Source organism: Rhodococcus sp. IEGM 1307 (assembly GCF_030056915.1).
Classification (GTDB): domain Bacteria; phylum Actinomycetota; class Actinomycetes; order Mycobacteriales; family Mycobacteriaceae; genus Rhodococcus_F; species Rhodococcus_F opacus_D.
In genome coordinates this window covers 223,581-246,110 of sequence record NZ_JASHKW010000003.1, presented here as the reverse complement: position 1 = coordinate 246,110, position 22,530 = coordinate 223,581, and the positions used below count along the sequence as shown (strand labels likewise).

17 protein-coding genes are annotated in these 22,530 nt (G+C 68.3%); all 17 read left to right on the top strand.

The genetic code is table 11. The features are described from left to right. Positions 1–394: 394 nt before the first annotated feature. Positions 395–859, top strand: a complete 465-nt coding sequence (locus tag QM841_RS07375) for a GyrI-like domain-containing protein (protein ID WP_283331458.1) — start codon at positions 395–397, stop codon at positions 857–859. Further along, positions 856–1,281 (top strand): hypothetical protein, encoded by a 426-nt coding sequence (locus QM841_RS07370; protein WP_283331457.1) that lies wholly within the window; start codon positions 856–858, stop codon positions 1,279–1,281. The genes QM841_RS07375 and QM841_RS07370 overlap by 4 nt, the downstream gene beginning before the upstream one ends. 194 nt (positions 1,282–1,475) lie before the next feature. Then, positions 1,476–2,252 carry a hypothetical protein gene (locus QM841_RS07365; RefSeq protein WP_283331456.1) on the top strand — a complete coding sequence of 259 codons (777 nt, stop codon included), beginning with the start codon at positions 1,476–1,478 and terminating at the stop codon, positions 2,250–2,252. Next, the gene (locus QM841_RS07360) at positions 2,249–4,378 is read left to right on the top strand and encodes an Rv1355c family protein (RefSeq protein WP_283331455.1); all 2,130 of its coding nucleotides are present in this window, start codon (positions 2,249–2,251) and stop codon (positions 4,376–4,378) included. The genes QM841_RS07365 and QM841_RS07360 overlap by 4 nt, the downstream gene beginning before the upstream one ends. A 14-nt stretch (positions 4,379–4,392) precedes the next feature. After that, on the top strand, positions 4,393–6,237 hold the full coding sequence (locus QM841_RS07355) for a putative bifunctional diguanylate cyclase/phosphodiesterase (RefSeq protein ID WP_283331454.1): 1,845 nt from the start codon (positions 4,393–4,395) through the stop codon (positions 6,235–6,237). Positions 6,238–6,475: 238 nt separating this feature from the next. Next, on the top strand, positions 6,476–6,913 hold the full coding sequence (acpS, locus tag QM841_RS07350) for a holo-ACP synthase (protein WP_283331453.1): 438 nt from the start codon (positions 6,476–6,478) through the stop codon (positions 6,911–6,913). After that, positions 6,910–7,152: an acyl carrier protein gene (locus QM841_RS07345; protein ID WP_005238830.1), complete on the top strand. Its 243-nt coding sequence runs from the start codon at positions 6,910–6,912 to the stop codon at positions 7,150–7,152. The genes acpS and QM841_RS07345 overlap by 4 nt, the downstream gene beginning before the upstream one ends. After that, the gene (locus tag QM841_RS07340; RefSeq protein WP_283331452.1) at positions 7,149–8,357 is read left to right on the top strand and encodes an acyl-CoA dehydrogenase family protein; all 1,209 of its coding nucleotides are present in this window, start codon (positions 7,149–7,151) and stop codon (positions 8,355–8,357) included. Before QM841_RS07345 ends, QM841_RS07340 begins: the two co-directional genes overlap by 4 nt. Beyond that, positions 8,354–9,304, top strand: coding sequence for an amino acid--[acyl-carrier-protein] ligase (locus tag QM841_RS07335; protein WP_283331451.1), 951 nt, complete (start codon positions 8,354–8,356; stop codon positions 9,302–9,304). Before QM841_RS07340 ends, QM841_RS07335 begins: the two co-directional genes overlap by 4 nt. Then, positions 9,301–10,266, top strand: coding sequence for a DUF1839 family protein (locus QM841_RS07330; protein ID WP_283331450.1), 966 nt, complete (start codon positions 9,301–9,303; stop codon positions 10,264–10,266). Before QM841_RS07335 ends, QM841_RS07330 begins: the two co-directional genes overlap by 4 nt. A 32-nt stretch (positions 10,267–10,298) precedes the next feature. Beyond that, on the top strand, positions 10,299–12,734 hold the full coding sequence (locus QM841_RS07325) for a glycoside hydrolase family 2 protein (protein ID WP_283331449.1): 2,436 nt from the start codon (positions 10,299–10,301) through the stop codon (positions 12,732–12,734). Positions 12,735–12,853: 119 nt separating this feature from the next. Beyond that, positions 12,854–16,501, top strand: coding sequence for a transcription-repair coupling factor (gene mfd, locus QM841_RS07320; protein WP_283331448.1), 3,648 nt, complete (start codon positions 12,854–12,856; stop codon positions 16,499–16,501). A 4-nt stretch (positions 16,502–16,505) separates the two neighbouring features. Further along, the gene (locus tag QM841_RS07315; protein ID WP_283331447.1) at positions 16,506–17,372 is read left to right on the top strand and encodes a nucleoside triphosphate pyrophosphohydrolase; all 867 of its coding nucleotides are present in this window, start codon (positions 16,506–16,508) and stop codon (positions 17,370–17,372) included. A gap of 289 nt (positions 17,373–17,661) precedes the next feature. Continuing rightward, positions 17,662–18,507 (top strand): glycosyltransferase family 2 protein, encoded by an 846-nt coding sequence (locus QM841_RS07310; RefSeq protein ID WP_283331446.1) that lies wholly within the window; start codon positions 17,662–17,664, stop codon positions 18,505–18,507. A 6-nt stretch (positions 18,508–18,513) separates the two neighbouring features. Beyond that, complete coding sequence (locus QM841_RS07305; protein WP_283331445.1) at positions 18,514–19,464, top strand: glycosyltransferase family 2 protein; 951 nt, start codon at positions 18,514–18,516, stop codon at positions 19,462–19,464. Beyond that, on the top strand, positions 19,461–20,771 hold the full coding sequence (locus QM841_RS07300) for a glycosyltransferase family 2 protein (RefSeq protein ID WP_283331444.1): 1,311 nt from the start codon (positions 19,461–19,463) through the stop codon (positions 20,769–20,771). The genes QM841_RS07305 and QM841_RS07300 overlap by 4 nt, the downstream gene beginning before the upstream one ends. Continuing rightward, the gene (locus QM841_RS07295) at positions 20,755–22,530 is read left to right on the top strand and encodes an alpha/beta fold hydrolase (RefSeq protein WP_283331443.1); all 1,776 of its coding nucleotides are present in this window, start codon (positions 20,755–20,757) and stop codon (positions 22,528–22,530) included. The genes QM841_RS07300 and QM841_RS07295 overlap by 17 nt, the downstream gene beginning before the upstream one ends.

The following is a 22,530-nucleotide window of genomic DNA, read 5'->3' as shown; positions in this document are numbered from 1 at the left end:
TTTCAGGCAGTTCGCCTCGCGGCGTCTTCTGCGCTAGAAAACCGCCTCCGCGGAAGAGGTTTCCGCGATAACTGCTCGATCGACGCCACATTGTTAGGTGTATGACGGTCTGAAGTCGAGGCTTCGTGTTAACACACCTTGAATCTAAGAAAATCCCTTAAAAAAGACTTTGAGTATGTACTTTGCCAGACAAAACTGTTTCGGACCCGAGTTGAATGGAATGCGACGGCACGGTCAGGGTTTGCCCAGTTCGACGCTGCGCTTTGCGACACCAATGACCCCGTCTCCGGTTACCGAAGGATGTATTGTGAAATCTCGTCCCCTGAATTACCGGGTGGTCGAAAGATAACTGCCATTGCAAACCCAATGAGCCGATGACATCGGAGGGTGCCCGATGCCGTTCGTCATTGTCGAACGCGAAGAGACGCTGGTCGCTGGACTGGCCGTCCGTAGCCCCAAGCGGGCGCTCGGAGAAGCCCGCGACAAGGCTCTCGAAAAGACGTGGTCGACTCTTCTCGCGCAGAACGTGGATCGGCCTCTGGCGTCCGCTTATGTCGACCACGCGCCCGAGATCAATTCGTACTACACGCAAATCGTGGGCTACGAGTGCTCCACCATCGACCAGGTCGGACGCGGGCACCTGGTGTCGCGGATACCTGCGGGGACGTATGCCAAATTCTCCTCGGTCGGAACGTTTCCCGATCTCTTCGACGCCCTCTGGGGGCAGATTCGTGACGCGGAGGAATCGCATCAAATTCAGCGGTCCTACACCGGCGATTTCGAGTTCTATCCGCACGCATTCGGCATCGATCTGTACGTGGCGATAGTGCCACCCGCCACCAGGCAGGGGCAGCAATGAGTTTCGAGATCGTCAAGCGTGAGTCCGCCGACTTCGGGGGACTCATTCTCCCGCGTATCGAACTGGGTCCGTCGGCGCACGCCACCGACCTGATGAAGTTCACGCGTGAGCGTGTCCAGCAGCGAGGTGTCGAGGAACTGACCACCGTCTACGTCGCGGTCCCCGATCTCGGGTGGACTGCGGTGATCGGATACCGCTGTATCGACCTCGATCATCTCGAGATCGGCGACGTCCTGGTGCGTGTCCCGTCCGGGTATTTCGCCAAGTTCACACCCGACGGGCGATCGTCCGACCCGATCGAGGACGTGTGGATTCAGGCCGAGCTGGCCGAGAAGGAAGGGCGCATCGAGCGAGCCTACGCGGAGGAGATCGAGGTCTTCCGCGCACCGAGCAGCGTCGAGCTGTTCATTTCCCTCACCTAATTGCAGGCGGAAATTACCGACCTGAAGTTTGTTTTTGGGCCCATTAGTGGCATCACAGGTGACAAATCCGGAGTAAACGCGGAAAATAGGTAGCCGCGGGGCTGTGACCGGGTGTTCGTGTGTCCAGTTCTTGGGGTCTTTACGTAACCCGTGAGTCCCCGGAATTGCCGCACCGACGCCCGATGGGAATACCAATGTCTGTTGAACAGCTGACGAATCCGCAGATAGACGTACGGTCGACGGAGACCATACTCGATCGAACTCTGAGTGTGTGGGATCCGCGGTCGGAGTGTCGCTTCGTTGTCGCCCGGCCCTCCGACGAGCCGACGCTCTGGGAAGAGTATCTCGAGGGAGCACTCGCGGGCTATCGCAAGTACGGCGCCGAGAAGGCGCTCGAGTACCGCCGGATTCAGGCCGGCGACACCACCGCACTGTTCTTCGTCGCCATCGATCCGAACGGTTCTGTCGCAGCCGGCGTCCGCGCCCAGGGGCCATATCTTGTCGCTGATCAGGCGCATGCGATCACGGAATGGGGAACGGATCCCGGAGCTCCCGCCGTCCGCCGGATGATCGAGGACCGGCTGCCGTTCGGTGTCGTGGAAGCGAAGGGCGCATGGGTGGCGGACGCGGCCGCACGGCGAGGTGAACTCGTCGGCGCACTGGGTCGCATCGCCACCTTCTCGATGGATCTGCTCGACGTCCAGTTCATGCTCGCGACCGCCGGGTCCCACGTCCTGGACACGTGGCGAACCACCGGTGGCGTGGTGGCCGACCACATTGCTCCCGTGCCCTATCCGGATGACCGCTACGAGACCCGGCTGATGTGGTGGGATCGGAGTAGGCGCAGGGGCCGCGCCGAATCCATGCAGCTGGCCCAACTGTTACTCACGACGTCCCGACCGACGCCGTCGGCAGGCATCGCGACGGGGACGGGAGGAAACGTCGTCCGGCCGATGCGGAGCGTCTCGTGACCGAAACCCACGGTGAGTACACCGCACTGCTGCTCGACGAGGGCCACTCCGGGGACGCGGCGGTACTGGACCGTCTCCGCCGCGACCCCGCGGTGGTCTTCGTCGATCGGCTCGACCAACAGATCGAGAGCCTCCGTTCCCTCGTCCCCACACCGGGACCTGGTGCGCTGGACGAGGCTCCGGTGTGGGCGTACTACTCGTGGCGACGGACCGTGGTGCGTCTGCTCGGACCCGCATCGTTCCGGTTGCTGCGGCTGGACCGGAATCGGAACAAGATCACCGCGCAGGAACAGGAACGCCTCAGGAACGTGACCGTGGGGATCGTCGGACTGAGCGTCGGTCACGCGGTCGCGTTGGCTCTTACGCTGGAAGGTGCGTGTGGCGGCCTGCGGCTCGCGGACTTCGACACCCTCGAACTGTCCAACTTGAACCGGGTTCCCGGCACCGTTCTCGACCTCGGCGTGAACAAGGCCGTGGTCGCCGCCCGCCGTATCGCGGAGATCGACCCCTACGTCACTGTGACGTTGTGGGAGGACGGTCTCGACGTCGAGTCGGTGGCCGAATTCCTGGACGGCACGGACGTGGTGATCGACGAATGCGACTCCCTCGACGTCAAGGTGTCCCTGCGACGGGAGGCCAAGCGAAGGGGATTGCCGGTGCTGATGGCGACCAGTGACCGGGGTCTGCTGGACGTCGAGCGATTCGACCTCGAACCCGACCGGCCCGTCTTCCACGGAGTAATCGGTGACGTCGACGTGGAGTCGCTGACGGGGCTCGGCTCGCGGGACAAGATTCCGCTCGTCCTTCGGATTCTCGACGCCGGTGAGCTGTCGGCGACGATGGCCGCGTCGTTGGTGGAAGTGGACGAAACCATCTCCACCTGGCCTCAGCTCGGGGGCGAGGTGCTGCTCGGCGGTGCGCAGGTCGCGGCGGCGGTGCGGCGCATCGGGCTCGGACAGCCGCTCGCACCAGGTCGGTGCCGCATGGATCTGGACCAGCATCTCGATGCCCTCACCGATCCGCCGAGACCGCACGATCTGCCGGAGGAGCCCGCGGATCGTGCGGTGCCCGCACCGGTCTCGCACGACGCCGTCGACGCCGTCGTGCATGCCGCAGCCCGCGCGCCGTCCGGCGGCAACGTCCAGCCGTGGACGATAGCGGCGGATGACGCGGGGCTGACCATCTCCGTGGCCCCGGAGCACACGACAGCGATGGACGTCGGGTACCGCGGCAGTTGTGTCGCCGTCGGCGCCGCGCTGCACAACGCCCGGATCGCCGCGTCGGCCGCCGGACTGCTCGGCGCCGTGACGGTCCACGACGGCGACGAAGGACTTCCCGTCGCCACGATGACGTTCGGCAGCGGGAACGCCCGCGAACTCACCGACCGCTACGAGCACATGCTCGACCGGACCACCAATCGCAGGCCGGGCGTGCCCCGGCCCTTGGACGACACGCAGGCGGGACTTCTCGCGGAGGCGGCCTCGCTCGAGGGCGCACGCCTCTGCCTGGTGACCGACCGGGACGACATCGCGACGATCGGAGCGATTCTCGCGGAGTCGGACCGCATCCGATTCCTCACACCGACCCTGCACCGCGAAATGATCGGCGAGTTGCGGTGGCCGCCGCTGGATTCGGTCGAGACCGGCATCGACGTTCGCGCACTGGAACTTGATTCGGCGGAACTGTCGACCCTCGCGCTGCTGCGAAGACCCGACGTCATGGAACGACTCGGCGAACTGGACGCGGGACGCGCGCTGGGCAAGTCGACCGCGGACCGTGTGGCGTCGAGCTCGGCTGTCGCGGTCGTCGCCATTCCGGGCAGCACCCCTCGGGACTACGTGCGCGGCGGTGAGGCGACCGAGAGCGTGTGGATCCACGCCCAGGCTCTCGGGCTCGCCGTTCAACCGATTTCGCCGGTGTTTCTCTACGGTGTGGAAAGTGCGGAACTCGAACAACTCTCACCACGGTATGCGGCACCATTGGAGAGGCTGCGGGAGGAACTGTTCGACGTCGTCGGCGCGAAGGCAGGTGAAGCGCTCGCCATGGTGTTACGGCTCAGCCACGCGCCTGGCCCGTCGGTTCGGAGCGAGCGCCTCGCCGACCGGCTTCGCAGGCGGATATCGTAACGACAGGAGGGCCCGTGAACACCGAGAAGCAAACCGAAAAGCTCGAGACCCTGGTGACAACCGTGGCGTCCCGGCTCACGCCTGTCGATGCGGTCTCGTTCAAGCCCGTGGCCACCCGCGTGCTGCAGGATCTCGTGGAGCACTTCGAGGTCGACACCAGCTTCCTCCGGTTCACCGACCACGAGATCGCGGCGACGGTCCTGGTCGCCGAATACCCGCTCCGACCATTCATCCCCGACCCCGACCCGCTCGGCGTCGTCTACTTCAAGGACGCCGACTCGACGTTCGCCCAGATCGAGCACCAGAAGGAAGTGGCCATCTTCCGTCCGGAGGTGTCCGGTCCGGATTACAACGAGCGGGTCCGCGAGGCGTCCGGGGTGCCGCAGGTGTCGCTCGCAGCCGTTCCACTGCTGTCCGGTGACACGACGACGGGCACGCTCGGATTCATCAAGTTCGGCGACCGCGACTGGACGCCCCCGGAGGTCGACGTCCTCAAGGCGATCGCCGCCCTGCTCGCCCAGGTCCAGGCGCGCATCGTCGTCGAGGAGCAGTTGCGCTACTCGGCCGACCACGATTCCCTCACCGGTCTCAGCAACCGGCGCGCGCTCTACCACCACCTGGACACTCGCCTCGCCGAATCCGAAGCCGGGTCGGTCGCGATCCTGTTCCTCGACCTGGACCGGTTGAAGCCTCTCAACGACTTCTTCGGTCACGGAGCCGGTGACGGGTTCATCTCGACGATCGCGGACCGGCTCAGATCGACCAGCGAGACCGACGACCTCGTCTCCCGGCTGGGCGGCGACGAATTCGTGCTCGTGCTCGGCGGATCGGTGGGCCTGGAGGAGGCGGAGGTGCGGGCGCAGCACATCCGCGACGTCGTCACCGAACGGGTGCGTCTCGGCCGCGAGGTGGTCAGCCGCAGTGTCAGTATCGGCGTCGCGGCCGGAATTCCGGGCAAGGCCACCACCAGTTCGCTCCTCAGCCAGGCCGACCAGGCCGTCATGGTCGCGAAGACCAAGGGCGGTAATGCGATCAGCGTGTTCACCGACGAGATGCAGGAGGAGAGCGAGAAACGCAACGTGATCGAGCTCAGTCTGCGTGCGGCCATCGCGGACGAGTCGCTGTTCCTCGAGTACCAGCCCGAGGTCGACCTGCGGACCGGCCGGATCATCGGCGTGGAGGCCCTGGTGCGGTGGAATCACCCGCTGCTCGGGTTGCTGCAGCCGGCGTCGTTCATCGACGTCGCCGAGGCGACGAATGTGGCCGGAGAGCTCGGGCGCTGGGTGATCCGGAAGGCCTGCCGGCAGTGGGCCGACTGGCGGTCGCAGGTACCCGAGCTGGATCTGGATCTGCGCGTCAACGTCTCGCCGGGACAGTTGGCCGGTCTGGACTTCCTCGACGTCGTTGCCAGTGCGTTGACGGAATTTGACCTTCGGAAGGGCGCGCTGTGCCTGGAGATCACCGAGAACGCAGTACTCAGTGATCTGACCTGGACGCGTGAAGCGCTCGAAGGTTTGCACGCGATGGACGTGGAGGTCGCGATCGACGACTTCGGCACCGGGTTCAGCTCCCTCAGCCACCTCAAGGCGCTGCCGGTGGGGACGCTGAAGATCGACAAAGGCTTCGTGATGAACCTGGACACCAACCCCGAGGATCGGGCGATCGTGAAGTCCATCATCGGGCTCGCCGAATCGTTCGGCCTGGAGTTGGTCGCGGAGGGCGTCGAGAACGTCGAGTCGGCCCGGCAACTTCTCGACATGGGATGCCATCGGGCGCAGGGCTTCCTGTTCAGCCGGCCGGTCTCGGCGGAGAAGATCGGCACGTTGCTGGCAGCCGGAGCCATCGAGGTCGGGTTGTAGCTCGACTACGAGCCCGGCGTATCGGTGAGTTCCAGACGAATCGCGTGCGTCGGATTTGCTGCTTGATCGCGTTGCCAGGACACCGTTACAGACTCAGGGTATGTTTATGCCCACACCGCAGTACCGCTTGTCTTGAATTGCCGGTGTGCGGTAACTTTCCGAAGGGTTTGCTGGAGAGTCGCTGAGCGCGGCTTCCGGTGCAGAACGTGGACTGTCGAAGACTGGAGCAGGGGGATCGATGTCTGGTGGTTCTGTCTTGTCGATCCCCGAGTCCCGTATCGGGTGCGACGTGATGACGGTGGGGCACGTGAGAAGCAGCGTCGAGCGGTTCGGCGACCGCTACCTGACGAGAATCTTCACACCCCACGAACTGGAAACCTGCGAGGGTCCTGCGCGGGCCCAACGGCTGGCTGCCCGGTTCGCGGCCAAGGAGGCCGTGGTCAAGGTGTTGCGACCCGGGGACGTCGCCTTGCCGTGGCAGTCCATCGAGATCCGGCGCGAGAGCTGGGGCGGATGCGGAGTGCGCCTGTCCGGCAACGCATCGGCCCTCGCCGAGCGGCAGGGGCTCGGCGGATTCGACGTCTCGATCTCGCACGAGGCCGACGTCGCGATCGCGATGGTCACCGCGTCCCGGCTCGGCAACCCACCCCATCACCAAGGAGAACGCCACCCATGAGCGAGCAGACCATCCGCAAGGTTCTCGGCGACCACGCCCGGCTGTCCGTCGATGCCGCGAGCATCGCCGTCGGAGCCGATCTCTACGAACTGGGTTTGACGTCGCACGCGAGCGTCAACGTCATGCTGGCGCTGGAGGATTCGTTCGACATCGAGTTCCCCGACGAGCTCCTGCGCAAGAGCACGTTCGCGAGTGTGGATTCCATTCGGGGCGCACTCGTCGAACTCGGAGTGGCATGAGCATCGCCCTGGTGAGCGACGCCGGGATCGAGTCCGCGCAGTCGTGGGGACCGGCGGCGCGGGCCGAGAGGGTCGTGGCCGAGGTGGCCGCGCGCTGGGCCGTCGACGTCGATCGGGACGCGCGTTTCCCGCAGGAAGCGATCGACGCACTCCGGGACCAGCGGTTGCTCTCGTGTGCCGTTCCCCCGGAACTGGGTGGCGAAGGCGCGACGCTTCGCGAACTGTGCACGATCGCCCGGACTCTCGGGCGCCATTGCGCCGCGACGGCGATGGTGTTCGCGATGCACCAGACCCAGATCCTCTCGCTCGTACGACATCCGGGTGGCGACGGCGTCACCGCCTTCCTGCGTGACGTGGTCGCCGGGCAGTTCCTGCTGGCATCGGCGACGACGGAACTGGGCATCGGGGGCGACGTCCGGCGCAGCACGTGCGCGGTGGAGCAGTCCGGCGGGGTGGTGTCGCTGGTCAAGAATGCCCCCGTGATCTCCTACGGCGAGTACGCCGATGCGATCCTCGCGACCGCGCGGCGCACCCCCGACAGCCCGCCGAGCGACCAGGTGCTCGTCGTCTGCCGGCGTGCCGACGTGACGCTCGAGCGCACCGGTGACTGGAACACGCTGGGACTGCGCGGAACCTGCAGTCCCGGTTTCGTGCTGCGTGCCACCACCACCCCCGATCTCGTCGTCGCCGACTCCTACGCGGAGATCTCGGCGGCGACGATGCTCCCGGTGTCGCACTCGGTGTGGTCGGCCGTGTGGCTCGGCATCGCCGACGCGGCGGTGGAGAAGGCGCGGCGGTACGTGCGAGCGGCAGCGCGTAAGCAGCCGGGCGTGGACTCACCCGCGGCGTCGCGTCTCGCCGAGGCGGCCGCTGTGCACCAGCAGTTCTCGGATGTCGTGTTCGCGGCGGCCCGCCGGTTCGACGACGCCGATGCGGCGCCCGCCGGTTCGCCGGAGGCCGAAGTCGCGGGTGGAGTGGGCTATTCGCTGGCGATGAACAACCTGAAGGTGACGGCGTCGACCCTGGCCGTCGACCTCGTCGGCAGGGCCCTGCTGATCTGCGGGATCGCCGGTTACCGGGAAGACACGGAGTACTCGCTCGGCCGGCACCTGCGCGATGCGCACGGAGCGGCCGTCATGATCAACAACGATCGAATCATGGCCAACTCGGCGCAGATGGCCACGGCATACCGGGGGACGATATGAGTACGGATACAGCAGTGGAACGGGAAGAGACGAGCGAACTCGAGCGGGCCCGGCGTGCCTTCCGGGCGGAACTGCTGGACGCCGGACTCCTGGTGGACACGTCCGTCACCGGCCTCTACGGACGGTCGGGGTTGTTCGAGGACATCGTCGACGGCATCGACGCGGTCGTGCGCGCAGCAGGGCCGGGCGCGTCCGCGGCCCGATTCCGGTTTCCTCCGGTGTTCCCGCGCACCAGTTTCGAGCGCACCGACTACATCGCGTCGTTCCCCGACCTGACCGGGGCGATCAACACGTTCACCGGCACCAACGCCGAGCACGCCCAACTGCTGGCGGCGCGAGCCGACGGCGAGAGCTGGGACAAGTGGCTCGAACCGACCGACACGATGCTGGTGTCGGCGGCGTGCCACCCCGCGTACCCGATGTTCACGGGTGTGTTGCCGGACGGCGGTGCGCTGCTCGACGTGTACGGCTACTGCTTCCGGCACGAGCCGGCGTTCGATCCCGCCCGCATGCAGGCGTTCCGGATGCACGAGTTCGTGCAGATCGGTACGGCGGACCAGGCCGCGACCCACCGTGATTCGTGGATCGAGCGTGGGCTCGAGGTGCTGTCGGACCTGTGGCTGGACGCTACGTCGGTGATCGCCAACGACCCGTTCTTCGGCAGGGTCGGACGCATGCTCGCCGCCAACCAGCGTGAGGAGAACCTCAAGACCGAGCTCACGGTGCGCCTGTACGGCGATCTCGACGAGGGCACCGCCGTCGTCTCGTGCAACTGCCATCAGGACCACTTCGGTGTCACGTTCGACATCGCCACCGCGGACGGCGGCATCGCCCACAGCGCGTGCGTGGGATTCGGGATGGAACGCATCGCGCTCGCGATGCTGCGGACCCACGGCATGGATCCGTCGCGCTGGCCGAGTGCGGTGAAATCCCGGATGTCGCTGTGACATCCCGGCTGATCGACATCTCGCCGGACGGATACGAACCGCACACCATCCACTCCGACGAGCGGACGTGGACCGAGACCAACTGCTACCTCGACCTGTGGGTGGAGGTGCTCCACTCGCTCGGGCTCGATCCGGTGCCCGCCGCCGCGTGCGCGTTCGGCGCCCGGTTCGACGGGTCGCAGTGGACGTTCCTGAAGTTCAAGCCGGAGGATCTGTTCGCGCTGTACGGGATCGACGTGGGGGAGATGAACGTCTGGCGCCGGGTCCTCGACCACGTCCAGGACAATCTCGCTGCGGGAATGCTGTCGATCGTCGAGGTGGATGCGCACTGGCTCCCGGACACGGTGGGCACCGGGTACCGCGAGAGTCACACCAAGACGACGATCGTCGCGAACTACATCGACCGGGAGGCCGGTGTGCTCGAGTATTTCCACAACAGCGGGTATCACCGGTTGGCCGGTGACGACTTTCGCGGGTTGTTCGGGCTCGACGTCACCGGGTCGGCGACCTTCACCCCCTACGTGGAGCAGGTCCGGTTCGACGGGGACCCGGGGTACCGTCCGGCGCGCTTCGAGGCGGTGTTGCGCCATCATCTCGCCACCCGGCCGGACGGAAATCCGGTGCGCGATCTCGGCGAACGGGTGGTCGCCGACGTGCCCTGGATCCGCGAGGCCGGCATCGACACCTTTCACCTGTGGACGTTCGGGGTGTTGCGGCAGTGCGGTGCCACCGCGGAACTGGCCGCCGACGTCTGCGAGTACCTCGAGCGCAACGGGTTCGCCGGGGCGGCGGCGTTCGCGCCAGGCTTCCGGGCGGTGGCGCAGGGCGCGAAGAGTGTGCAGTTCCAGATGGCGCGGGCCGCTCGTGGACGCAGTGTCGACCCGTCGGCGCAACTCGACGGCATGGCCGAGGCGTGGGAACGGTCGGTGGGCGGTGTGGCGCGAGTGGTCGGACGCGCGTAGTGGATCTTCTCGCCGGCGCGCGGTGGCGTTGCGTGGCAACGGAACCGGGCTCGGTCACCGATCCGTCGGGTCTGAAGGGGGTGCCGGGCCCGTGGTATCCCGCGCAGGTGCCGGGTACCGCGGCAGGCGCGATCCGGGCGACCGACGGAGCTGCGGCGGCGCGGGCGACGAAGACCGATGCGGTCGACTGGTGGTTCGTCACCGACGTGTCGGGCGGCGGCCCGGGGCCGTGGCGGCTCGAGTTCGACGGCCTCGCCTCGTACGCGCAGGTGTGGGCGGGCGACGACCTCCTTCTGTCTTCGGAGTCGATGTTCGTGCCGGCCTCGGTCGAACTCGCCTCCCGCCCCGGCGCGGTCACGCTGGCGATCCGTTTTCCGTCGCTCGATGCCGCGCTGCGCCGCCGGCGGCCGCGCGGACGCTGGCGGTCGTCGCTGGTCAGCGCGCAGGGCCTGCGCTGGGTTCGCACGAGCCTGCTCGGCCGCGCCCCGGTCTTCGGTGGTGTGCCGGCCCCGGTGGGCCCGTGGCGGGCGGTGCGACTGCACGACCGCACCGCGCCCGTCCTGTCGGACGCTCACGTGGTCACCGCCGTGGAGGACGGCACGGGCGTGCTGGACCTGGTCGTGCGCGTGCATCGTTCGGCCGGACCGGCCCCCTTCGTGCGGCTCGGCGACCTCACCGTGGACGCGACGATCGTGGGCTCCGGGCCGGGCGCGCAGCAGGTCCGCGCCCACCTGCGCGTCCCCGACGTCCGGTTGTGGTGGCCCCACACCCACGGCACCCCCGCGACGTATCCGCTGAGCATCGTCCTGGGGGAGCACGTCGTCGACCTGGGTGCGGTCGGATTCCGCACCGTGCGCGCGGCGCAAAGCGACGGCGGATTCCGGCTGTCGGTCAACGGCGTCGACGTGTACTGCCGCGGCGCCGTCTGGACACCCGTGGATCCGGTGGGGCTGGGCGGCCGGGATCAGACGCGAGCCACCCTCGAGCGGGTGGTCGAGGCCGGCCTCAACATGGTCCGCGTGCCGGGCACGGCGGTGTACGAGGACGCCGCGTTCTGGGACGACTGTGCTGAACTGGGTGTCATGGTGTGGCAGGACGCCATGCTGTCGACGTTCGACCCGCCCGACGATCAGCGGTTCCTGGACCTGCTGACCGCGGAGGTCGAGGCGGTGCTGCGACCGCTGTCCGGGAACCCCGCGCTCACCGTGTTCAGCGGAGGCAGCGAGACCGAACAGCAACCGGCGATGCTCGGACTCGCTTCGCCGCACATGACGGCGGTGCACGACGTGATTCCGGCGGTGGTCGGTCGGACGGCGCCGGGGGTGGTGCGGGTGTCGTCGTCACCGACCTCGCCGCCGGGCTGCGACGCGCTCGCGACCCACGTGGGGACGGGTATCGCGCACTACTTCGGGGTCGGGGGCTATCGGCTTCCGCTGTCCGACGTCCGCCGGGCCCGGGTGCGGTTCGCCGCCGAATGCCTCGCGTTCTCGATCCCCCCGTCGGACGCGGCGATCGAGGCCGAGTTCGGCAGCCTCGCGGTCGCGGGCCACCACCCACGGTGGAAGGTGGCGGTGCCGCGGGACACCGGGGCGCCCTGGGACTTCGAGGACGTCCGCGATCACTACGTGCGGACGCTGTTCGGCGAGGAGCCGTCGACGGTCCGGTGGAGCGACCCCGAGCGGTACCTCGCCCTCGGCCGGGCCGCCGTCTGCGAGGCGTTCGCGGCGACTCTCGGATACTGGCGGCGGCCCGATTCGGGATGCGACGGCGCGCTGGTGCTTGCGCTCCGCGACCTCGAACCCGGCGCCGGGTGGGGGCTGCTCGACTCCGACGGCAGGCCGAAGGCTCCGTGGTTCGTGATGCGGCGGATGTCGCTGCCGGTCGCGGTCCTCCTCGCCGAGGACGGATTGGACGGACTGCGGATCGACGCGGTCAACGACTCCGACCACGAGGTCGCGGGGGAGTTGCGGGTGCAGGTGCACACCCGCACCGGTGCCCGGGCGTTCGACGTCACCGAACCGGTGACCGTCGCCGCGCACGCGGCCCGCCGGTGGTCGCTCGACACGGTGCTCGGGCGCTTCACCGACGCGACCCACGTCCACCGCTTCGGCCCCCGCGGATACGAGAGCGTGACCGTCACCCTGTCGAGTGAGGACGGTGTCGTCGCCGAGTCCGTTCACCTCGTCGGCGGACCGGCGCGCGCCCTCGAACGCACCGTCGGTCTGACTGCGGTGGCGCGGCAGACGGCGTCCGGGAACTGGGTCGTCGACGTCGGCACCGACGGCGCTGCGCAGTACGTGCACCTCGAACTCCGCGGCTTCGAACCGGAGGACTCCTGGTTCCACCTGCCGCCCGGCGGAGCACGGATCGTGCCGGTGCGCAGGACCGGAACAGCGGACGCGGTGACCGGGCACGTGCGGGCGCTGAACTCGATGACCGTCGCGCCGGTCGTGCAGGCCTCCACCTGATACGGACCCCGGTCCGTCCTTGTGCGATATCGACTAGGCTGACTCAGTCCGCAACTGGCCGCGCGTCCCGGCCCGAGCTGTTCGCCGGCAGTTCGTCATCACTGCTCAGGAGTGCGTCGTTGTCTTCCCCGCTCATCGCTGCCGAGCCCTCGTCCGACACCCCGCTCGCCGGTCTGGCGAAGATCGCGCTGGGCGACGCCGTCATCGCGCAGGTGACCGAGGCTCTCGGACGCCATCACCTCGACATCGTCGCGCCCGCACCCGCCCGGCCGTTCGTGGCCGCGGCTCTCGCCGAGCGCACCCATCTGCTGTTGGTCACCGCGACCGGCCGTGAGGCCGACGACCTCACCGCCGAACTGCAGGAGATGATCGGCGACGCCGTCGCGCAGTTCCCGTCGTGGGAGACGCTGCCGCACGAACGTCTGTCGCCGAGCGCCGACACGGTCGGTCGCCGCGTAGAGGTGCTCCGCAGACTCGCGCGGCCGGACGACCGCTCGTACGGGGCGCCGCTCCAGGTCGTCGTCACCACCGTCCGTTCGCTGGTGCAGCCCATGGCGCCGGGGCTCGGTGAGATCGAACCCGTCACACTGCGCGTGGGCGTCGAGCACGACTTCGACGGGCTGATCCAGCGGCTCGTCGAAATGGCGTACACGCGCGTCGACATGGTGGGAAAGCGCGGCGAGTTCGCCGTCCGCGGCGGCATCCTGGACCTGTTCTCGCCTACCGCGGATCATCCCGTGCGCGTCGAGTTCTGGGGCGACGAGGTCACCGAACTGCGCGCGTTTTCCGTCGCGGACCAGAGGTCGCTGCCCGAACTCGACATCGACGCCGTGATCGCCCCGCCGTGCCGCGAACTGCTCCTCACCGAGGACGTCCGCGACCGGGCCGCGCAACTCGCGGTCGACAACCAGGCCGACGCCGCGCTCGTCGAGATGCTCGACAAGATGTCGGCCGGCATCCCGGTGGAGGGAATGGAGGCACTGCTGCCCGTGCTGCGGCCGGGGCAACTGCAGCTGCTCACCGACGTGCTGCCCGAGAGCGCACACGTGCTGCTGTGCGATCCGGAGAAGATCCGGACGCGCGCCACCGACCTGGTGCGCACCGGTCAGGAGTTCCTCGAGGCGTCGTGGACGGCGGCCTCGATCGGCGGCGCCGTCCCGCTCGACACGTCGGTGCTGAAGGGTGATGGCATCGACCTCGGCGCCTCCGCCTACCGCTCGCTCAGCCAGGTCCGCGAATCCGCGGAGACCACGGGCCTGCCGTGGTGGACGCTGAGCCCGCTCGCGTCGGGCAACGGCGAGGAGCTGGAGCTGGCGGTCACGCCGGCGCCGCAGGTCCGCGGTTCCGACGACCTGCTGTCGGAACTGTTCGTGAGCCTGCGCGCCCACGTCACCACCGGCGGGCGCGCCGTCATCGTGGTCGCGGGCGCCGGCACCGCGCATCGCGTGCTCGAGCGTCTGCGCGAGGCCGAGGTGCCGGCGGCGGAACTCGCGCCCGGTACCGAGCCCCCGCGGGGCCAGGTCGGGGTGCTGCGCGGTTCGCTCCACGACGGCCTGGTCTTCCCCGGCGACGACGCCACTGCCGGACTCGTCATCGTCACGGAGGCCGATCTCACCGGCAACCGGGTGGCCGCGGTCGGCGACGGCAAGAGGCTGCCGGCGAAGCGCCGCAACCAGGTGGACCCGCTGGCCCTGACCGCGGGGGACATGGTGGTGCACGACCAGCACGGCATCGGACGATTCGTCGAGATGGTCGAACGCACCATCGGCGGCGCCCGCCGCGAGTACCTGGTGATCGAGTACGCCGCCAGCAAGCGCGGACACCCGGGCGACCGTCTGTTCGTTCCGATGGAGTCGCTCGACCAGCTGTCGCGGTACGTCGGTGGCGAGCTGCCCGCGCTCAGCAAGCTCGGCGGTTCCGACTGGGCCAACACCAAACGCAAGGCGCGCAAGGCGGTTCGTGAGATCGCCGGTGAGCTCGTCCAGCTGTACGCGGCGCGGCAGGCCGCACCCGGACACGCGTTCGGCCCGGACACCCCGTGGCAGAAGGAGATGGAGGACGCCTTCGCGTTCACCGAGACCCACGACCAGCTGACGGTCATCAGCGAGGTCAAGGCCGACATGGAGAAGGCGGTCCCGATGGACCGCGTCGTCATCGGCGACGTCGGCTACGGCAAGACCGAGATCGCGGTGCGGGCGGCGTTCAAGGCCGTGCAGGACGGCAAGCAGGTGGCCGTCCTGGTGCCGACGACGCTGCTCGCTCAGCAGCATCTGCAGACGTTCACCGAGCGCATGGCAGCGTTCCCGGTGACGGTGCGCGGGCTTTCCCGCTTCACGGATGCGGGGGACTCCAAGGAGATCATCGCCGGTATGGCCGACGGCGAGATCGACGTCGTGGTCGGCACGCACCGGCTGCTGCAGACCGGGATCCGGTGGAAGGACCTGGGCCTGGTCATCGTCGACGAGGAACAGCGCTTCGGTGTGGAACACAAGGAGCACATCAAGGCCCTGCGCACCCATGTGGACGTTCTCACGATGTCGGCCACGCCGATCCCGCGAACGCTGGAGATGAGCATGGCCGGCATCCGCGAGATGTCCACGATCCTCACGCCGCCGGAGGAGCGGCACCCCATCCTCACCTATGTCGGCGCGTATGCCGACAAGCAGGTGGCGGCGGCCATCAGACGGGAACTGCTCCGCGACGGGCAGGTGTTCTACGTCCACAACCGGGTCAGCTCGATCGACAAGTCGGCCCAGCGGATCCGCGAACTCGTCCCCGAGGCGCGGGTCGTGGTGGCGCACGGGCAGATGAACGAGGACACCCTGGAGCGGACCGTGCAGGGCTTCTGGGAACGCGACTACGACGTGCTGGTGTGCACCACCATCATCGAGACGGGTCTCGACATCTCCAACGCCAACACGCTCATCGTCGAACGCGCCGATTCCCTCGGCCTGTCGCAGCTGCACCAGTTGCGCGGGCGCGTCGGGCGGAGCCGGGAACGCGGCTACGCGTACTTCCTGTACCCGCCGGAGAAGCCGCTCACCGAGACGGCCTACGACCGCCTCGCGACCATCTCGCAGAACTCCGACCTCGGTGCCGGCATGGCGGTCGCGATGAAGGACCTCGAGATCCGCGGCGCGGGAAACGTGCTGGGCGCCGAGCAGTCCGGTCACGTCGCGGGTGTCGGGTTCGACCTGTACGTGCGGCTGGTGGGGGAGGCCGTCGAGGCGTTCCGGGCGGCAGCCGACGGCAGGCCGATCACGACGGAGGACGCCCCGAAGGAGGTCCGTATCGACCTGCCCGTCGACGCGCACATCCCTCCCGACTACGTCACCAGCGACCGCCTCCGGCTCGAGGGGTACCGCAAGCTCGCGGCGGCCACCGAACTCGACGGCATCACGGCCGTGGTCGACGAACTCGTCGACCGGTACGGACCGCTGCCCGAGGAGGTCCGCCGACTGGTCTCGGTGGCCAAGCTGCGCCTGCTGGCCCGCGAGTACGGACTCGAAGAGATTGCCGTGGTCGGGACGCAGCTGAAGATCGCGCCGATGGCCCTGCCCGACTCGAAGCAGTTGCGCCTCAAGCGGATCTACCCGAGCGCGCAGTACCGTGCCACCACCGGAATGGTGCAGCTGCCGCTGCCCCGGGCGGGGTCGGGCGGAATCGGCGCGGAGCGGGTGCGTGACGTGGAGTTGCTGCAGTACATCGCCGACTTCGTGGTCGCGCTGGACGGCAAGGCCGCCGGGTCCGTGGTGATGGAGGCCTGACCCGATGACGGTGGTCCTGCTCGACCCGTTGCGGCCCACGACGATCCCGATGGAGGCCGTCGGGGTGGTCGGTGACGGGGTGGAGTTCACCGACGAGGTACCCGACGGCGTGCGGACCCTGCTGACCGAAGCACCCGGGGCCGCCGTCCTGGTCAGTACCGACCCCGACCACCCCACGGTGCGCGAGTGGGTCGCGTCGGGGTCACGCGTCATCGCGGCACCGAAGGTCCCGGGCGACAATCTCGTCGAGGCCGCCGAGGTGATGGACCGATTGTGGAGTTACGGCGGCTGGGAAGTGACGCAGACGCACCGCACCCTGTCGCACTACCTCGTCGAGGAGACGTACGAGGTTCTCGACGCGATCGAGTCGTCCGAACCCGGCGATCTGCGTGAAGAGCTCGGAGACCTGCTGCTGCAGGTCCTTTTCCACTCACGCATCGCCTCGGCGTCGGGCAATTTCGACGTCGACGACGTGGCCGCGACCCTGGTGGCCAAACTCGTGCACCGCAGTCCCCACCTCGGGGAGGACGTCGTGGGACCGATCGACATCGCGGAGCAGGAACGGGCATGGGAGATCCGGAAGGCGGCGGAGAAGGCGCGGAGTTCCTGCCTCGACGGCGTCGCGATGAGTCAGCCCGCGGCGTCCCTCGCGGCGAAGGTGATCGCCCGCGCGAGCAAGGCCGGCCTGCCGCCGGAGCTCGTGCCCGTGGAGATCGAGTCCGGGCTGGTAGCTGAGGCGGAAGCCGAGACGAGACTCCGGGCGGCGGCGCACGCGTTCATCACCCGGATCCGGGCAGCCGAGAATGCGGCGCGTGCGCAGGGCAAGTCCTCGCTCGGAGCAGCGGACTGGGTGGGTCACTGGCCGTCGTGAGAACGTCTGGTCCGCGCGATCGCTTCGGTTTGCCAAAATGTAACTGAGTTTTAAATCACTTCGCGTTAACTGGTGCGCAAGAAACAAACTTGAGATAGGTTTACCCCTGCAAAGAAGACCGATAGTCGAAAACATTGATGTTTTCTGAACTGCGGGGGTTCGAACGGTCTCTGCTTCCTTTGCACGCTGCACGTGGTGAGGACATCACTCCAGACACGGGGTGGTCAGTGCTCGCATGGGACGACTGTGATGCTGCCGGGCCATTCGCCCGACGAGGAAAGACGGACAAATGAGCCTCTACACGCCTGATCGCCTGGAACCCTCCGACGGTACCGACGTCGTAGGCGTCGACCAACGCAAAGGCGAAGACAACGGTCGCAACGACGTGGACGGGTCGCAGCGGCCGACGGTCACGGTCGTCGTGCCTGCCATGAACGAAGCCAAGAACCTCCCGCACGTTGCCGCGCGAATGCCGGCCGACATCGACGAGATCGTTTTCGTCGACGGACATTCCGTCGACGACACGGTCGAGGTGGCCAAGAGTCTCTGGCCCGACGCCACGGTCGTGACGCAAAGCCGAAAAGGCAAGGGCAATGCCTTGGCGTGCGGGTTCCTCGCTTCCACGTCGGACATCATCGTGATGATCGACGCCGACGGATCCACGGACCCGGCCGAGATCCCGCTGTTCGTCGGGGCACTCGTGGCAGGCGCGGACTTCGCGAAGGGCACGCGCTTCGCCGCCGGCGGCGGAAGCTCGGACATCACGTTCAGCAGGAAGCTCGGAAACAAGGCGTTGAACGCCATCGTCAACCTCAAGTTCGGGGCGTCGTTCAGCGATTTGTGCTACGGCTACAACGCATTCTGGCGCCGCCACGTCCCGGTGATGGCATTGCCGTCCGTCGACGCGACCGAGGCGCAGTGGGGCGACGGCTTCGAGATCGAGACACTCATCAACGTGCGGGTCGCCAACGCGGGCCTGAAGATCACCGAGGTGCCGAGTTTCGAACAGGACCGCATCCATGGCGAGAGCAATCTCAACGCGGTACGTGACGGGCTCCGGGTGCTGCGCACCATCAGGAGCGAACAGCGCACCTCCGCACCGGACGTGTCCCCGACTCCCGTCGCGCGAGGCTGAGCAACCATGACGGTGTCCACCCTCGTGTCCTGCTCCGTCGTGATCTGCGCCTACACCACCGAACGGTGGACCGACCTGTGCGCCGCAGTCGACTCGGTGCTCACCCAGAACGTGCCCGTGCTCGAGGTGCTGGTGGTGATCGACCACTCCGAGGAGCTGTTCTCGCGTGCCGAACGGCACTTCGCCGGGCCGACCCGGGTGACCGTGCTGCGTAACTCCGGATCGAAGGGGCTCTCCGGAGCCCGCAACACGGGTGTGCGCGCGGCGCGTGGCGACATGATCGCGTTCCTCGACGACGATGCGCGCGCCGAACCCGACTGGTACCGCGTGTCCGCCGCCCACTATTCCGACCCCGACGTGCTCGGCGTGGGGGGATTCGCCAGTCCCGTGTGGCCCGCGGACCGCCCCGTGTGGATGCCCGCCGAGTTCGACTGGGTGGTCGGCTGCAGCTACGTCGGCCAACCGACGCGTATCGAGCCGGTGCGGAACTTCATCGGCTGCAATATGTCTCTGCGGCGCACGGTGTTCGACGCCGTCCACGGATTCAGCGACGGGATCGGCCGGGTCGGCAAGACACCGGTCGGGTGCGAGGAGACCGAACTCTGCATCCGGATCCGCGCCCACCAGCCCTCTGCGCAACTGCTGTTCGACCCCGCGATGAGGGTGGAGCACCGCGTCAGCGACGACCGCGCCACGTTCCGATACTTCCTCTCGCGGTGCTTCCACGAGGGCGTGTCGAAAGCGCTGGTCTCCGATCTCGTCGGGGCCGGCGACGCGCTCAGCAGCGAGCGGGCGTACACCGCACGCGTTCTCCCGCGAGCTGTCGTCACGGGGATCGCATCCCCGCGGCACGGCGGGCTGGCCCGGGCCGGTGCCGTGGTCGCGGGGCTCACGGCGACCACCGCCGGCTACGTCCGCGGTCTCGTCGGTCTGCGATCGAAGCGGGTGACGGCATGACCGGAACGCTCGATCGCCGGATCGACCTGGTGCCTGCTCTCGTCAGCGATCACGCGCCGACGTGGGACGGGGCCGTCTGGGTCGGCGAACTGCGCGGTCCCGTGCGAGACGACACCGAATACCGGCTGGAGCGTGCCGAGGGGTATCAGCGTGCCCGGCTGCTCGTGCGGGAAGACCGCACCCTGCTGGGATTCGTCGAAGTGGACATCGAGGACGGCCGACTCGAGGCCGGCGCACTGCGGCGCGCACTGGACGGGCTCCTGCCGGGAGCGGTGGCCGAAAGCGCCGCCGCCACCGCCGCATCCGGCCCGTCCGTCACCGTGGTGGTGTGTACCCGGGACCGGGTCGACAGCCTGAAGGTCGCCCTCGAATCGATCCTGTCGCTCGATCATCCCGATTACCAGGTGATCGTGGTCGACAACGCATCCCGCACGGACGCCACGCAGCGGTACGTCGCCGAACTCGGTGACCCCCGTGTACGCGTCGTGACCGAGCCCCGCCCGGGCCTGTCCCGGGCGCGCAATGCGGGCGTCCGCGCGGCGAACACGGAGATCGTCGCGTTCACCGACGACGACGTCGTCGTCGACCCGCACTGGCTCACCGAACTCGTCGCCGGCTTCGGCGCCGGCAATGCGGTGGCGTGCGTGTGCGGAATCGTCCCGAGCGGGGAGATCCGCACACCCGCACAGGCCTACTTCGATCAGCGGGTGGGATGGGCGAGTTCCTGTGTCCCACGGTTGTTCGACCTCGCGCACCCGCCCGCCGACGTGCCGCTCTTCCCGTTCCAGGTCGGCGTCTACGGCACCGGTGCGAATTTCGCGGTCGATCGGCAGGCCGTGTTCGCGCTGGGTGGTTTCGACGAGGCGCTCGGGGCGGGAGCCCCTACCGACGGTGGCGAAGACCTCGACATGTTCTTCCGCGTGCTGCACTCCGGGCGGCAGCTGGCGTACCGGCCCGGGGCGGTCGTGTGGCATCGGCACCGGGCGGACAACGAGGCGCTCGCCGTCCAGGCGCGCGGCTACGGGCTCGGACTCGGCGCGTGGCTGGCCAAGATCGCCGTCGACCCCCGCACCGCCTGGCTCGCCGCGCGCATCGCCGTGCGGCAGGCGCCGACGTTTCTTCATCTGTCGCGGAAGATGTCCCGCGTCGCCACCCCTCCGGACGGTCTCGCCGACGACCTTCCCGTGGGGATCGGGGCCACCGAACTGCGGTCCATCGCGCGTGGCCCGTTCGCCTATCTGAAGGCCCGCGTGGAGGGCCGGGATCCGGCGCCGATGAGAGGGATGACCCATGACAGCCCATCCTGATCTCGCCGGCCGCAGCGACGGCACCCGGTTCGCCACCTGGTTCGGACCGGAGGACGCGCCGCTGTTCGGCGTCGTCGACCTTCCAGCCGACGGCCGCTGCCGCGGTGCCGTCGTCCTGTGCCCGCCGATCGGCAAGGAACAGGTCGACTCGTATCGCGGAATGGTCTACCTCGCCCAGCAGTTGCGGGCCCGGGGGCTTCTGGTGTTGCGGTTCGACTACCGCGGCACCGGTGACTCGCCGGGCGCCCAGGACGAGTCCGACGCGGTCGCCGGATGGCTCGACAGCATCCGGACGGCCGTCGACTTCGTGCGCAGCTGCGGCATCACTGACATCGGGCTGGTCGGCCTCCGGGTAGGCGCCCTGCTCGCCGCGCAGGTCGCCGCGACGTGCGGTCCGGTGCGGGCCGTGACCCTGTGGGATCCGGTGGTGCGCGGCCGCGCCTACCTGCGCAAGCAGACCGCGCTCCACCAGATGGTGGTCGGTCCCGAGGACGCGGACGATCCGCGGGTCACCCTCATCGGTGCGGTGCTCGCACCGGCCGCGGCTACGGCCCTGTCGGCGATGAGTCTGCGAACCGCCACTCCGCCGCCGGGCGCGAAGGTCCTGATGGCGTTGCGGGACAGCGAGGTCGACTCCGTCGGGATGCGTGAGGCCGTCGCGGCCTGGACCGCCGAGCACTTCACAGTTCAGGACTACGAATCGTTCCTCGAGCCGGCGGACTTCGTGGTCCGGCTCCCGTTCGGCGACATCGACCGGATCGCCGACTGGATGTCCGCGTCCTTCGGCAACCACCACACCGGTGCCACACTCGATCTCCGCGCCACCGCCGTCGTGGATCGGACCGTCGACGGCAGGCAGGTCACCGAGACTCTGGGCTTCGAGGGGGCGTCCGAACTCTTCACGATCCGCACGTCCGTCGCGGCCGAGCGGGATGCGGCGCACACCCCTGCGGCGCCGACGGTGATCTTCCACGGCACCGCCGGCGAGCACCGCGTCGGGCCCGTCCGGCTGTGGGCCGAGACTGCCCGCGAACTCGCGGCCCACGGGATCGTCAGCGTTCGCTTCGATCGCCGCGGCACCGGCGACACCGGCACGGTGCAGCACGGAGAATCCACCACCATCTACACGGACGAATCCCGGGACGACGCCGTCGACATCATCTCCGTCAGCGGTGCGCAGCCCGAATCGGCTGTGCTCGTGGGCATGTGTTCGGGGGCGTGGAACTCGAGTTACGCCGCCCTCCGCCGTCCGGTCCGGGCGGTGGTCCTGGTCAACATGGCGGACTGGACCATTACCCGTAAAGCCTTCGTGAAGCAGTCGACGATGGACGCCGGCCAGGGTTCCCTGAAGGGTGCCGCGCTCGCGCTACTCCACCGGCACGCGGCGACGGCGAAACAGTACCTGCGGGTGTGGATGCCGTACCGCGGCTGGTTGTGGCTGGGCCGGGCCGGGTTGCTGCAGGTGCCGGAGGTCATGCTCGCTCCGCTGAACGACCGTGGCGTGCACACCACCGTCCTCCTCTCACCGATCGACTACGCCGCGTTCGTCGAGAACCAGGGAGAGCGCAGCCTTCGCCGGCTCCGGCGCGCCGGGTGGAACGGACGCCTGGTGACATACCCGTCCGGCGATCACTCGCTGTACAGCACCGCCCTGCGGGACAGGGTCCTGCGGGACGTCCTCGCCACCGCGCTCGGTGAATTGACCGTGGACAGCGTCGACGACGCCCGTGACGATTCCCGGCCGGAGTTGGTCGGGTAA

Bases quoted from the DNA above. Each gene is read 5' to 3' on its own strand.
- QM841_RS07375 (WP_283331458.1), top strand. From the start codon at position 395: ATGCCGTTCGTCATTGTCGAACGCGAAGAGACGCTGGTCGCTGGACTG.
- QM841_RS07370 (WP_283331457.1), top strand. From the start codon at position 856: ATGAGTTTCGAGATCGTCAAGCGTGAGTCCGCCGACTTCGGGGGACTC.
- QM841_RS07365 (WP_283331456.1), top strand. From the start codon at position 1,476: ATGTCTGTTGAACAGCTGACGAATCCGCAGATAGACGTACGGTCGACG.
- acpS (WP_283331453.1), top strand. From the start codon at position 6,476: ATGTCTGGTGGTTCTGTCTTGTCGATCCCCGAGTCCCGTATCGGGTGC.
- QM841_RS07345 (WP_005238830.1), top strand. From the start codon at position 6,910: ATGAGCGAGCAGACCATCCGCAAGGTTCTCGGCGACCACGCCCGGCTG.
- QM841_RS07340 (WP_283331452.1), top strand. From the start codon at position 7,149: ATGAGCATCGCCCTGGTGAGCGACGCCGGGATCGAGTCCGCGCAGTCG.
- QM841_RS07335 (WP_283331451.1), top strand. From the start codon at position 8,354: ATGAGTACGGATACAGCAGTGGAACGGGAAGAGACGAGCGAACTCGAG.
- QM841_RS07315 (WP_283331447.1), top strand. From the start codon at position 16,506: ATGACGGTGGTCCTGCTCGACCCGTTGCGGCCCACGACGATCCCGATG.
- QM841_RS07310 (WP_283331446.1), top strand. From the start codon at position 17,662: ATGAGCCTCTACACGCCTGATCGCCTGGAACCCTCCGACGGTACCGAC.
- QM841_RS07305 (WP_283331445.1), top strand. From the start codon at position 18,514: ATGACGGTGTCCACCCTCGTGTCCTGCTCCGTCGTGATCTGCGCCTAC.
- QM841_RS07300 (WP_283331444.1), top strand. From the start codon at position 19,461: ATGACCGGAACGCTCGATCGCCGGATCGACCTGGTGCCTGCTCTCGTC.
- QM841_RS07295 (WP_283331443.1), top strand. From the start codon at position 20,755: ATGACAGCCCATCCTGATCTCGCCGGCCGCAGCGACGGCACCCGGTTC.